This window comes from Maribellus sp. CM-23, assembly GCF_021354595.1.
Lineage (GTDB): Bacteria > Bacteroidota > Bacteroidia > Bacteroidales > Prolixibacteraceae > Draconibacterium.
Genome location: NZ_JADWYJ010000005.1, coordinates 169,243 through 182,433, shown reverse-complemented (window position 1 = coordinate 182,433; position 13,191 = coordinate 169,243). Strand labels below are relative to the sequence as shown.

Here is a 13,191-nt window from a genome sequence, read left to right as displayed (position 1 = left end):
GAAAATTACAAATTATAGTTGGTACCCATGTGCTCTTCCCATGATTTGGCAATCCAAAAAATGGTATCTTTGCACGGCTATACACAATGGATGCACTGATAACATATCAACCCGACTCCATACAGGCACAGAACCAAAGTCTGAAACAGAGTCAGCAAGCACAACAAACGGTGCTTTCAAGGCCGCAAGGTGTTCGTCAAAGCTATCATCCAAGATACAAAGATCCCATCCTGGCAGAAGGCTATCTTCTTCCCAAAGATGTGGAAAGCATAGCCTATTCAGAAGTCTCGGCATCGGATATTGTTTTGCCGGTGCACAAAAAGCAAAGCCCTGAAACCGACTGGCTCTTCTTGGTTCTGTTTGTGGCCCTTTCGTTGTTTGCCACCATCCGGTACTCGTACATCAAATACATTGGGCATCTCTTTTTGTCGCTTATCAACTATCCGACCTCTGTCAGGATGTTACAGGAAAATAACTATCCTGCATCGCACGGCGCCTATCGCTTGGATGCTGTTTTTTACCTGACGTTTTCCATTTTTGTATTTCAGGCTTTCAACATACTTAACCTGGCTCATTCAGCCAAAGGAATCACTTATTTTGCCTTTGTACTGGCGGGCGTACTGCTTTATTTTTTTGGAAAGAAGCTCGTTTACCTGACGGTGGGCTCACTGTTTGAGACCCAGGCCGAAACCAGCGAATATCTTTTTAATGTGGACAATTTTAACCGCGCATTGGGCCTGGTGTTGTTACCACTGGTTGCACTGGTTTCCTTTTCGCCCTGGAATAACCCGCTACTCATTGTTTTGGCAGGTTTAATAATCGTTATTGCATTTAATTTGGTACTACTTCAGAGGGGGGTAATAATTTTATTAAGGAAACAATTTTCTATATTTTATCTGTTTTTATACCTTTGTACCCTTGAAATTTTACCCTTGCTTTTAATTTATAAAGTAGTTGTAGTTGAATAAGAAGGGATATGTTTCATTAAAAGCATAAAAATTTGAAAGTCAAGAGCATTTTAGTTTCGCAGCCGGAGCCCCAGACAGCAAAATCACCATATTTTGAACTGGCGGAAAAGAACGGCCTAAAAATCGATTTCCGGCCTTTCATTCAGGTGGAAGGCGTTCCGGCAAAGGAATTCCGCCAAACGAGAATTCAGATCCTGGACCACACTGCTGTGATCTTCACCAGCCGTACGGCAATTGATCATTATTTCAGAATTGCACAAGAGTTGCGCTTAACCATTCCGGACACCATGAAGTATTTCTGTATTTCGGAGGCCACAGCGTTTTACCTGCAAAAGTACATTGTGTACAGGAAGCGTAAGATCTTTTATGCCGATGGCAAATTTGCCGACCTGGTAAATGTGATGAAGAAGCATGCCGGTGAACGCTTTTTGGTGCCACTTTCGGATATCCACAAACAGGAAATTCCAACCCTGATGGATAAAGAAGGTTACAAGTACACCAAAGCTATCCTGTATCGTACCGTAAGTGCAGATCTTTCTGATCTGGCAGATATCAAGTACGATATCCTGGTATTCTTCAGCCCGTCGGGGATTAAGTCCTTGTATCAGAACTTCCCTGACTTTGAACAAAACAGCACACGAATTGCCTGCTTTGGCCCCTCCACGGCAAAAGCAGTCCGCGATGCAGGTTTGCGTCTCGACATTGAAGCTCCAACGGCCCAGGCACCATCTATGACCATGGCTTTAGAGCAGTACATTAAAAAGGTAAACAAGAATTAAATTGAAAAAATCAATACTTTTGAAAGGCTGTCCAACACCATCGGGCGGCCTTTTCATTTTTCAATGCAAAACAATCAAGAAATAAAAACCAGCGGCTCTTTTTCGTTTAACAAAGAAGAACGACTTTGCAGCCAGAAAGTAATTGAAAAACTTTTTGCTGAAGGCGAATCGTTTTTGACATTTCCCGTAAAAGTGGTCTACCTGAAAACGAAGTTAAACACTCAACTACCGGTTCAGGCTGCTTTTAGTGTCAGCAAAAAAAGCTTTAAACGGGCGGTTCGCCGCAACCGTATCAAACGCCTGATGCGCGAAGCTTACCGGCTCAATAAGCACGAATTTTACCAGCAACTGGGCGACCGGCAACTGGCTGTTTTCTTTATTTATGTTGGGAAAGAAATGACCAACTTCGCAGCCATTGAAGGAGCTTTCAAGAAAGCCCTGAAAAGGCTCGTCAAACAATTGCGCGACCAGGCCATTGAAAAAGCTTCGTAAATAAAAAAAGTGCAACTCGCGCTGCACTTTTCTATCATCTTTTTACGACTCTTCTATTCTTAAGAAAGCAATTTGCCGAGGTTAGCAAATTTATTATTGTAGTCTTCCACCGAAAGTTTAATCACTTCCAGCGCTTCTTCCACTCCGTAGGTCGTGGTAATCTCGGTATTGCTGTCTACCCCCGGCATATCTTTGTAGGTAAGAAAGTAGTGCTCGAGCCGCTTGATTACGATCTCAGGTAATTCCGAAACATCGTGAAAATGACCGTAAACGGTATCGTTCATTAAAACAGCTATAATTTTATCATCGGCCTGGTTGCCGTCAATCATGCGGAAACCACCAATCGGACGCGCAGTTACCAGTAAATCGCCGTGCGCCAGGTCTTTTTCGGTCAGCACACAAATATCGATCGGGTCGCCATCGCCTTTAATGTCTTTCCGGCCGGTTTTCTTGTTGCAGTATTCGCCCACTTTCTCTCCACAATAGGTTTGCGGAATAAAACCGTAAAGTGCCGGTACTACGTTCGAAAATTTCTGCGGACGGTCAACACGCAGGTAACCACTATCCTTGTCAATTTCGTATTTAACCGTGTCGGTTGAAACCACTTCGATAAAAGCGGTAATTACTTCAGGGGCCTTCTCTCCGATGTTTACTCCGTGCCAGGGATGGGATTTATAACGAAGCCCCATTAATCGTCCAATAGGGTCTGATATTCTGTCTACCATAGAGTTGTTATTTAGTTTTGTTCTCAAACCATTGAAAACAGCATAATGTTCAAAAATAATGTTTCAATTTGGTTAAACTTGTATTACTCTGCTTTATTTTATTTTGAGACCGGGTCAAGTGTCCATTCTGCGTTAAAAACTAAAGCCTCAATATCGAACATCCAAATCATCATTTTCGAAGTCTTACATCAATAATTCCTCCTTTAAAGTAGTAGCACTTTTTGTCGCATTCGCTGTTCTCCCGTTTCAGGTTAAACCGATCACCGTCAACCACATAAATAGTATCACCACCACTTACATACCTGGCTTCCACCGAATAATATTCATCCACCGGAACATCGATATGTTCTTCCTTAAAAAAAGCAGTGTCGGCATACTCCACCACACAATCCTCAAAATCACCTTTGTAAATCGTGTACAAAACAAAATCGTTTTCATCGTCGATCGAGAAATAGATAATCAGCGGCCCGTATTCAGGTTTCTCCTGGTAGCAATCTTCGCAGTCGAACTCGAAAAAATCAAATCTCCGTTCACACGAAATCACGGCCAGCAAAAGTACTAGAAAGAATATTCCTCTTTTTAAGCCCGACGACTTCCCAATTAAATCATGTACTGCGGTCATTTTCATTGCTACATCCTCCCAAAATAAAAATGAAACTGAATCCCCCATTCCCCTGCTTCATCGACCTGAAACAGGTTCTTTTTATAGCCGAGTCTTGTTTCTGTGAAGCCCTGCCGCCAGAACACCCCGGCTGTCGGGAATACATTTACTTCGGACGAAGGTTTGAAGCCGGTTCCCCTGTAACTTCCGAAATCAAAGCCCGTTTCAACACCTGCCCAGATTCCCCATTCAGTCCGGAAACTTTTATGAAAAGCAAAGTACTTATCTGCCTCAATCGCCAGGCGGTAATCGCGTTGCCAAAACTGGTACTTCTTTCCACCGATCTCTGTCAGCGTGCTGTAGACAAAAGGCGTAACACCAAAGGCTGCCTGAAGCCAGAAATTGTACTTGGTTTCCCGAACGCCCACCAAAATGCCCGTTGTCAGATGACTTTCCGTCCACCCGAACTTTGCGCCTCCTGCCCAATCTTCGAGCACTGGCGAAAGGTTTCGTTTTACTTCCGCTTCCCGCAATACTTTTCGCATGTATTTTCCGGTACCCTTTGAAAAATACCAGTGGTCTTTGGCTTCCCGCGCAAGCAGGTTCCCATTGGCACCATTCAGCAGGAACAGTTCTGCCAGATACACATTTCCGTTTAAAATGGCGATGCTAAGTGCCGAATACCCCTGATCGTTTACCGCATTCAAATCAGCTCCGTAACTCACCAGCAATTCCGCGGCAGAGTTAAAATTCTCTGAAGTTGCCACCATCAGGGTAGTGAATCCCTGTTTGTCTTTCAAATCTGCCTTTGCTCCGGCATCCATCAGCTCAGTCACCAACGAATCGTTGCCAAAGACTGTCGCATAATGAAGCGCGGTATTTCCATCGCTATTGGCATGGTTCACATCTGCGCCCCAACGCAGGAGCAAGCGGAGCATTTCGGGACTATTGTTTTGTGCGGCATTTAAAACCGGCGTGTTTCCCCACTGGTCTTTTGTATTTAGGTTGGCACTGTTTTGCAGCAATAATTCAGCTGCTTCCACCTTATTCGCGATAATCGCACTTTGCAGAGCAGTAACTTTGTTCCCGGGAAGTTGGTTTACATCGGCACCGACCTGTAAGAGCTTTTCAATAAAATGCAGGTTCCCCTCCTCTGCAGCGTACATCAGCGGCGTTACTCCTTCGTTTGCCGCGATGTTGACATCCATCCCGGTTAAAATCAAGCTGTCGGCTTTCAACGTGTCGTTGTTTAAGATGGCTTTGGAAAGAAGAACAGAAAGTTGCAGCGAATCGACGGTTGGCTTTACCTCTTGCGAAAAGCCCTTTATTGGGACAGCCAAAAGGAATACCCCCAACAAATAGTGTAAGATTTGTTTAGTAAAGGCCATGTAGTTCTATTGATTTACAAAACTCCGGATTCTCAAAATTCATACCACGGAAAGCCTTTTTTGCCATGAGTCAATTTACGAAATCCCGGAATAAATCTTCACCAGGCTCGCCTTAATTTTCCTGATTTTGGCAGCTTTTGCAGGCATTGGCAATTTTAAGCGTAAACACCGAAGGATATTTTTCCATAAGCGGCTCCAGTATGTGTACCAGCAATGTCATCACAGTATTGTATTCCCCTGTTATCAATGTACTCATCATCCCGGATTCAATACTTATTCCGGGTTGCCTGTCAATTTTGCCGAGAAACTCCAGTACAGGAGTATTGTAATCATTCTGCAAGGCGTAATAGCTAATTTCAACCGATATTTCCATAAGGCTTATTTTTTCTGCACAAGGGCGCCGATAAAAGCCGGCTGCACAGTATCCTGTTTTTCTGAGCCATCCAGTAAATCGAAGGCCGGTGAAAAATAAACTCCCGAGCAAAGCACTGGCTCCCCAAACCGCGACATCCTCTCCTTAACTTCCTGCAAAGAGAAAAAACGGGCATGGCGGAAAACCGCGTCGTTGTCTTTGTATTTTCCCAGTTCCGATTCCGAATTTAAGCATCCCAACACCAAATACCCGCCGGGTAAAAGCAAGCGATCGATTTCGTCAAAAACCGCTTCCACATCGTCCACAAACTCAAGCATCGTGATGGAAACAATCAACGAAAAACGTTGGTCGGGGAAGGACAGTTTCGCCGCATCTTCTTTTTGAAAAGTAGCCTTGTGAATCTTCTTTGCACGGGCTATTTTCAACATCTCTTCCGAGGCATCGATAGCAGTCACCTGAAAGCCTTGCTCACAAAGATACTGTGTCCAGTGGGCGGTTCCGCATCCCAGTTCCAAAAGCTCACCTGCCGGAATATCTTTCATCAGACCGGAAATAATCTTCTTTTCAATGTTATCGACCTCTCTCCCCTGAGGCGTGGCGTAATACGCATCGTACTCACCGGCCACTGTATCTTTTATATAAACATTCATCTTTCTACTTTAAATGATCCGGAAATACCAGCAATACCTTTTAACAACCACTTTTCCCTTCCAGCAATGATAAAACGGAGAAATACCAACGATCCGGAAGCTCAGAAAACACTACCTCGACTTTAAGAGCACCTCGAAAAAGTTGCCGTATTTGGTTCCCCATTTGGGTTTGCGGACACTGGTGAGCATCATTTCTTTTAGCTCGTCAATTTCCAGCTTTTTCTCATTAACCGTGTATACATCATAAAGTGAACAGTACCCGGCAACAGTTTCCGCGATTTCCTCTTTATTTTCCCAAAAAGGAGGGTGCAGCGACAAAAGCACAACCAGTTCTTTTTGTGCCGAAAGTGTCTGCATATCTTTTTTGATCAGACTTTCAGCACCTTCAATATCAATCTTAATAAAATTAAAATCCTCAATGTTGTTTTGTTTTATCCATGTGCAAATGGTGGATGAAGGAATTTGCCAGGCATTTCCGCGAATTGAAGAGGCACTGGAAGCATCTGCATCTTTTTTGCCGCCAAAATCAACCTTGCCCCCATCAACGTCAGTGATACAAAGGTTATAAAGACTGAGTTTATCCGAAACAACCTGGTTCATCTGGCTGTTTTTACTCAAAATCTCATAAGTCACAGGATTGGCTTCTACTCCATAAATCTTTTTTGCCCCAATCTCGGTCGCAAACAAAATGGTGGGGCCGATCCAGGTACCAACATCAATGTAGTTCTTTTCCGGCGACAGGTATTTATTCATCAGCTGATAGGTTTGAGGCTCCCAGTTTTTTCGTTTAAACTTATGCCAAAACCAATGGTTCATTACATTAAAGCTGGTATCGTTTACCTGAACACAAATGGTTTTCTGATCCCGTTTTAGAAGAAAAGAAGAGATGTCTTTTAATTTGCAAATAAGGCTCCTGTCTGGAGAGTTAGTCATATCAATGTTTTTTTAAATTCTAACTTGTAAATACATGCTTATAAAACATCTATAAGCTGAAGTGGTGCAAAACTATATTTTTTTGATTTTATTTCGGGTACACATTTCATAAACAATGTGAAAAACGGGAGTCATTTTATGATAAAAGCCACCATCTCGCTGCGTGCATAAAAATTCCTTCTGGGAAGAAACTATTTCCCGATGGTTTCAATGTACAGCTTCTCCACCTTATCACGGGCCCACTGGGTTCTTCGCAAAAATTTTAAGCTTGATTTTATGCTTGGGTCTTTTCGGAAACAATTGACCGGAATTATCTCACCCAGTTCTTCCCATCCGTAATAGCTGACCAGGTAAACTACAATGGCTTCGAGCGTTTTTCCGTGAAGTGGATTATTGGGCTGTTCCATAAATCAATTTTAGGTTTTAATTGCGACGCAAAGATATTGATTTCGTACCAACCATCAACACAACACTGCTACTGCAACTTGCTTATCCTCCCCAGTTCTCGCGGTCGAGGCTGCGGTAATGAATGGCTTCGGATAAATGATGCGCCTGTACATTCTCTTCCGCTTCAAGATCGGCAATGGTTCGTGCTACCTTAAGAATACGGTCGTAAGCACGTGCCGAAAGCCCCAGTCGGTCCATCGCATTTTTGATCAACTCGATGCTCTCCTCATCCAGCTGAACAAATGCACGAATTTGTTTCGAATTCATTTGAGCGTTGGCATAAACACCTTTGTGTTCCCTAAAGCGTTCTTCCTGAATATTTCGGGCCCGGATCACCCGCTCTCGAACCGATTCGCTTTTCTCCGAACCGTTCATTTCAGATAGTTTCCGGAAGGGAACCGGCACCACTTCCAGGTGAATGTCGATGCGGTCGAGCAGCGGCCCCGATATTTTATTGAGGTATTTTTGTACCACGCCGGGAGCACAAACACAATCTTTTCCAGGATGATTGTAATACCCGCACGGACAAGGATTCATGGAGGCCACCAACATAAAGCTGGCGGGATATTCCACCGAAAATTTAGCCCGCGAAATGGTGATATTGCGGTCTTCCAGCGGTTGCCGCATCACCTCAAGCACGGTGCGTTTAAATTCAGGAAGTTCATCCAAAAACAAAACGCCGTTGTGAGCCAAACTAATAACAAAAGATAATATTAAGGGTGTCTCACCATTTTTTTGTATTTTACACCAAAACTTTACATGGCACAGAGATGCGCAATTTATATCCGAGTTAGTAGTGATATTCAGGATTACGAAAGACAAGTATCAGATTTAAAGAGTTTTGTGAAAGATAACAATTTCATTTTTGAAGACAAAAATCTTTATGAAGATAAATTAAGTGGATTTAAAGATGAAAGGGAAAGAGAAGGTCTGGCCAAACTTTTAAAAGAGGTAATTGCATCTAATATCAAAATAGTGTTAGTATGGGAGATGTCGCGTCTGGCAAGAAAACCAATAATCCTGCTCGAGCTAACTGATTTCTTTCAAAATAACTCAATTAACGTTTATTTTTACATTCAAAGGTTTTGGTTATTGGATGAAACCGGGAAAATCAGTCCTCAAGCAGGATTATCTATCTCCGTTTTTGGATGGCTAACTGAATATGAGGCTCGGCTTACAAAAGAGAGATTTATATCTGCAAAAACAAATAATGTTAAGCTTGGTAAATACAATGGGGGGAAAATTCCATTTGGGTACACTCTAGACAACGAGAATCGTTTCGTTGTAAATGATAAAATTATAGAATCTTTAGATAAGAGTGAAGCCGATATTGTACAAGAAGTGTTTGACCTTTACGAAGACGGTCTTACCTGTTCAAAAATTAGCAGAATATGTCGCTCAAGGAAGTACCCCAAAATCGTTTGTAATACTCATACTTTAGCAAGGGTACTTCGGAACACTCAATACATTGGATATAAAATAGTAAAACTTGGAATTAGACCTACACCACCTTTGATATCAAAAGCACAATTCAATCTTGTACAAGAATTGGTTGAAACTAATAAGACAAAAGCGGATAAAGGTAAAAAGCATATCTTCTTACTTAGAGGGAAACTCAAATGTGCTGTTTGCGGTGAGTATTATGTGGGAAAACAAACAGATGATGCCTATATCTGTCCAAAAAATTCAGGTAGTAATAAAACAAATAAAGGAACGTCATGCCGTGGCAGTAATATTTCGATATCAACATTAGATGGCATAACTTGGGAACTGGTAAAAGAAAACCTAATCAATATGCCTGATACAGAAGTTGAAGGTTTCTTTATTTCAAGTACCGATAAGATTGATAATTTAAAGAATCAGATTAACGAATTTCAAGATCTATTAAAAGGAATTGAAAATAGGCGAAAAAGAACCAATATTATTTTTCAAAACGAAGGTTATTCTGTGGAAGAATACACGAATGAGATTGGTAAAATAAACAATGAAAAAAATGAATGCCTAAGAAGTATAGAGTTATATGAACAGGATTTAAGATATAATGAACGAATACTTGAAGAATCTAACAACATTTCTAATCGCTTACAGGAACTTGATTCAATTTCTGATCGTGTGCAAATTAAAAAGGTTATAAAAACTATTGTTCGTGAAATTACCTTTCATAAGATTGGATTTTTTAAAACCATCGTAATTATTGAATATATTAACAACTACAAGGAAATGATATTGTATAATGCAGTTGCGAAAAAAAATAGCAACAGATTTAAGAAACTAAATTACACGTTCTACTATTTCAATCCTGATGATAACCAGTTTTATGCTTTGGAATCTGAAAAAGATATTTATTTCGAAGCAAAAACTGAATACTTGAAGAAGAATAATATTGGACTTAATCTACCGGATAAAATCTCAGCACAAATGTTTCATGGAATATGTAGAACTTCAAACCTGACAGATTATGATCCATATGGGATTAGAATTCCACATCCTCGTTATGACTATAATAAGGTTTATTCTTTTGATGAAATGTTGTTGCATCCTGATGATTCAAAAACCTCAACACACCCTTATAGCAAGATAACCTATTTCAAGGAATTAAAAAGGGAACGTTTCAATCGAAAAAGATAAGTCCTTTTTAAGTGCTTTTATTGCCAATTAAAATGGACAAGCCCATCTTTTATGATATGTGTTCCCGGACAGAAGGGTTCTACCCATCCCCTCTTAGAGAGTCCCCCCCGGTAGCTTGAAATAGGTCTTGACTACCTTGAAAATTATGGTCCATAAAAAACGCTAGAATTCAATTTTTTTTCTGCCAATTTTTCCATAAAATCTGACATCCTGTAAATTACACCAAGTGCTAAACTTCTCTTATAAATATTTTTCACGAGTTTGATCGCAATTATTTAACATAAAGATCATGCAACTTTTGGAAATTTTTCTTTATAATTTACTATTCGATTATACTTATATGTATCTGATAATAAATAAAAAGATAAAAACTTTATACAATGTTGAAACCAAGTATTCAAACACAAAACAAGAATGTAAAAGTCAACCTATCATTGCCAGTTGAATTCTACTTGAAGGTGGAAAAGAAAGCACACAAAGAATATTTGCCGGTGGCAACAATGCTGAAGCAAATCATTCTCAAGAACCTTAACGAAGGTGATAAACTGAAAGAAAAATGTATAACCCCAAATGGAAATAATAAATGAAAAAACCTACAACATCACCGTTGATCCTCGACCACAATCATCAAAACCCGGTGAGGATGAAAAGGAGACCATAACAAAAAATCTTACCCTTGTAACTGGTCTTACAATAAATCAATTTTCAAAGATTGTTTCTCCGCCTTTTTCTTACAGTTGGTCGGGTGGAATATTTGATGGTTATAGATCCAATGCTTCATGGACATCACAATCTGTGATTGCATTGGATTTCGATAACACTATAAAAATTGAAGATTTACTTCCTCGGTGCAAAGAATTTGGGTTAATCCCTCAAGTTTGGTATAAAACCTTCTCTTATTCATCCGAAGAATTAAAATATCGACTGGTGTTCTTCTTAGATCAACCTATTTCGGATCAAAGATTCTTCGAATTTATTATACTATCCCTGTTGAAATTATTCCCGGAAGCAGATCCAGTATGTAAGGATCCAAGTAGATTTTTCTTTGGCGGGATTGAATCTAATATTATAAGCATAGAACCAATTTCAACTAGTCAGTTTATTGATGCACTTTCAATTAATATTATTTCGCACGACAGCAATAGTTGCAGGAAAATTCCCCTTGATATTGAATATTACACCAGTTTAAGTACTGCCGAAAAATGGGATCTTCTATATAATAATTATAGAAATGTTCTTTTTTCTGCAAATACAAAAATATCACACCCTACATCAAATAGAGGGGGGGCAAAAACTATTATTGATTTCAATGCAGCAAGAAAACAAATAAAAATATTAGACGAATTCCTCGATGGAAGGTGGCTGTATCATATGGAGTTGTTTGGACTAGCGACCAACCTAATTCATATCAAAGGTGGGATGAAGCTTTTAAAAAGTACCATGGAGAAATACAATAAATTGGGAAAGACCAAGTATAATAAAAACAGCTTCAATACTATTGTATATGTAAACAAGGTTAAGTATTATCCCCAACCTATTTATAAATTCTCACCATTTGAAGAAGATAACGGATTACTTGATGTCATCTCCACAGTTAAAGAAAGAAGGGGACAAATTGAGATATTGGAACCTATAAAGAAAATAAGTTTATACGAAGCGGAACAAATACTAAAATCCAATATTGATGATATCATTAATAACGGTGAGATAGGTAAGATTTATCTTATGAAACTTCCAACAGCGATTGGAAAAACAGAGTCATTACTTAATAAATCGGCAACCATTGCACTTCCAACAAGTGCTTTAAAAAATGAAATTGCCGGGAGAATGAAGGTTGAATATAATATGACACCTGACCCGGTAAAGTTTAGCGATGATAAAATCATTCGAAAGATTCAACACTATTATCATATAGGTGTGCCGAAGAAAGCGATGGAAATAATATACCATGTTGCAAATCCACAAAATGCCGGTAAATATTCTGTTGATGATATTGCAAGAGCAGAAGAATATGTACAATATCTTGAAGAAGCGAAAAACTCAGATAAAACAATACTTACAACGCATAAACGAGCATTATTTACCGAATTTGCACATGACACATTAATATTTGATGAAGATCCACTTACTTCTTTGCTGGAGATTCAAACAATGAAGATTTCAGACTTATTTGGCCTACGATTAATAGCTAATTCAACCGGAATAAAATATGTTGTGGATGAATTAACCAATGCGAATCCTTCGGTGGTGTCAAAGACACCCACCTTTTTATTTGATGTTGATGATATTATTGAAAAGGTCGCTCCCCATAATATTGGTTCAAATATTTTTAGCTTTTTAGAAAGTTCTTACTATGTGAGGGACAGGCATAATCCTGATATCATATACTATGTAGTAAAGAGGAATCTTCCCAAGAATAAAAAAGTAGTTATTCTCTCAGCAACAATACCAACATACATTTACAAAGAATTATTTGGGGATAGAGTCAAAGTTATTGACATCACCGATGTTGAACAGCAAGGTACAATAATTCAATACACCAATAGAAGTTGCAGCCGAGATGGTTTAAAAAGATATGGTAAGGATATAAGCGATAAAGTTGGAGATTTACCGACCATAACTTTTAAATCAATGAGAAAAAACTTTCAAAATCCTGTTATTGAAATGTACTTTGGTAATTGCAGCGGTTATGATTTGTTGAAGGGTCAGGACATTGCTGTTGTAGGAACTCCCCATCGAAACGAAGCGGAATACATGTTGACCGCAAAGGTTATTGATCCTGAAACTAAGACATCTTTTACCTCAATGTCCGTTCAAGAAGTTGAATTTAATGGATTCCGATATAAGTTTAATACCTTTATAAATGAGGAACACCGCAACATTCAATTGTCCCTGATTGAATCAGATTTAATACAAGCTGCCGGACGTGCGAGGACACTAAGAACTAATGCAACAGTACATTTGTATTCAAATTTTCCATTAAGAATATCAACTAACTTTCGGTACTAGCTATTAATGATACAAATGAAAAACAGGTGGTGTCTTTTATTCGTTAATTGAATTATATAGTTGGGAAATATAGGAGTTAATACAACTGATGAATTTGCCGCATCCGTTTTAACGAAGTTTTCTCATTGGGTGGCGGGGAATCCCTTTGGAGAGGGAACCTTTAAAATTACACGACCGGATTCTCTCTGGTAGGGTATT

At 39.6% G+C, this 13,191-nt stretch carries 14 protein-coding genes; 6 read left to right on the top strand and 8 right to left on the bottom strand.

What is annotated here, in order from left to right; genetic code table 11:
* Positions 1 to 86 precede the first annotated feature (86 nt).
* From INQ51_RS17190 to rnpA, 3 genes are all read left to right on the top strand, one after another.
* The gene (locus INQ51_RS17190) at positions 87 to 968 is read left to right on the top strand and encodes a DUF4271 domain-containing protein (RefSeq protein ID WP_233379185.1); all 882 of its coding nucleotides are present in this window, start codon (positions 87 to 89) and stop codon (positions 966 to 968) included.
* Positions 969 to 1,000: 32 nt separating this feature from the next.
* Positions 1,001 to 1,747: a uroporphyrinogen-III synthase gene (locus tag INQ51_RS17185; RefSeq protein WP_119436532.1), complete on the top strand. Its 747-nt coding sequence runs from the start codon at positions 1,001 to 1,003 to the stop codon at positions 1,745 to 1,747.
* 63 nt (positions 1,748 to 1,810) lie between these two features.
* The gene (gene rnpA / locus INQ51_RS17180) at positions 1,811 to 2,239 is read left to right on the top strand and encodes a ribonuclease P protein component (RefSeq protein ID WP_233379184.1); all 429 of its coding nucleotides are present in this window, start codon (positions 1,811 to 1,813) and stop codon (positions 2,237 to 2,239) included.
* Between the two features lie 59 nt (positions 2,240 to 2,298).
* Here the strand turns inward: rnpA and INQ51_RS17175 are convergent, their stop codons facing one another.
* From INQ51_RS17175 to INQ51_RS17140, 8 genes are all read right to left on the bottom strand, one after another.
* Entirely contained in the window at positions 2,299 to 2,964 is a 666-nt protein-coding gene (locus INQ51_RS17175) for an inorganic pyrophosphatase (protein ID WP_233379183.1), read from the bottom strand.
* Between the two features lie 169 nt (positions 2,965 to 3,133).
* Positions 3,134 to 3,586 carry a hypothetical protein gene (locus INQ51_RS17170; protein ID WP_233379182.1) on the bottom strand — a complete coding sequence of 151 codons (453 nt, stop codon included), beginning with the start codon at positions 3,584 to 3,586 and terminating at the stop codon, positions 3,134 to 3,136.
* Positions 3,587 to 3,594: 8 nt separating this feature from the next.
* On the bottom strand, positions 3,595 to 4,953 hold the full coding sequence (locus INQ51_RS17165; RefSeq protein WP_233379181.1) for an ankyrin repeat domain-containing protein: 1,359 nt from the start codon (positions 4,951 to 4,953) through the stop codon (positions 3,595 to 3,597).
* Between the two features lie 112 nt (positions 4,954 to 5,065).
* Positions 5,066 to 5,326: a hypothetical protein gene (locus INQ51_RS17160; protein ID WP_233379180.1), complete on the bottom strand. Its 261-nt coding sequence runs from the start codon at positions 5,324 to 5,326 to the stop codon at positions 5,066 to 5,068.
* A 5-nt stretch (positions 5,327 to 5,331) separates the two neighbouring features.
* The gene (locus INQ51_RS17155) at positions 5,332 to 5,976 is read right to left on the bottom strand and encodes a class I SAM-dependent methyltransferase (protein ID WP_233379179.1); all 645 of its coding nucleotides are present in this window, start codon (positions 5,974 to 5,976) and stop codon (positions 5,332 to 5,334) included.
* A 111-nt stretch (positions 5,977 to 6,087) separates the two neighbouring features.
* Positions 6,088 to 6,909, bottom strand: coding sequence for an FkbM family methyltransferase (locus INQ51_RS17150; RefSeq protein ID WP_233379178.1), 822 nt, complete (start codon positions 6,907 to 6,909; stop codon positions 6,088 to 6,090).
* A gap of 191 nt (positions 6,910 to 7,100) precedes the next feature.
* Positions 7,101 to 7,316 (bottom strand): VF530 family DNA-binding protein, encoded by a 216-nt coding sequence (locus INQ51_RS17145; protein ID WP_233379177.1) that lies wholly within the window; start codon positions 7,314 to 7,316, stop codon positions 7,101 to 7,103.
* An 82-nt stretch (positions 7,317 to 7,398) separates the two neighbouring features.
* Positions 7,399 to 8,055, bottom strand: a complete 657-nt coding sequence (locus INQ51_RS17140; protein ID WP_410796485.1) for an ATP-binding protein — start codon at positions 8,053 to 8,055, stop codon at positions 7,399 to 7,401.
* A 60-nt stretch (positions 8,056 to 8,115) separates the two neighbouring features.
* Here INQ51_RS17140 and INQ51_RS17135 point away from each other — a divergent pair, with 60 nt between their 5' ends.
* From INQ51_RS17135 to INQ51_RS17125, 3 genes are all read left to right on the top strand, one after another.
* On the top strand, positions 8,116 to 9,984 hold the full coding sequence (locus INQ51_RS17135) for a recombinase family protein (protein ID WP_233379175.1): 1,869 nt from the start codon (positions 8,116 to 8,118) through the stop codon (positions 9,982 to 9,984).
* 380 nt (positions 9,985 to 10,364) lie between these two features.
* A complete protein-coding gene (locus tag INQ51_RS17130) occupies positions 10,365 to 10,571 on the top strand; it encodes a hypothetical protein (RefSeq protein WP_233379174.1) in 207 nt (68 codons plus the stop codon).
* Positions 10,555 to 12,993 carry a hypothetical protein gene (locus tag INQ51_RS17125; RefSeq protein ID WP_233379173.1) on the top strand — a complete coding sequence of 813 codons (2,439 nt, stop codon included), beginning with the start codon at positions 10,555 to 10,557 and terminating at the stop codon, positions 12,991 to 12,993. The genes INQ51_RS17130 and INQ51_RS17125 overlap by 17 nt, the downstream gene beginning before the upstream one ends.
* Positions 12,994 to 13,191: the final 198 nt, after the last annotated feature.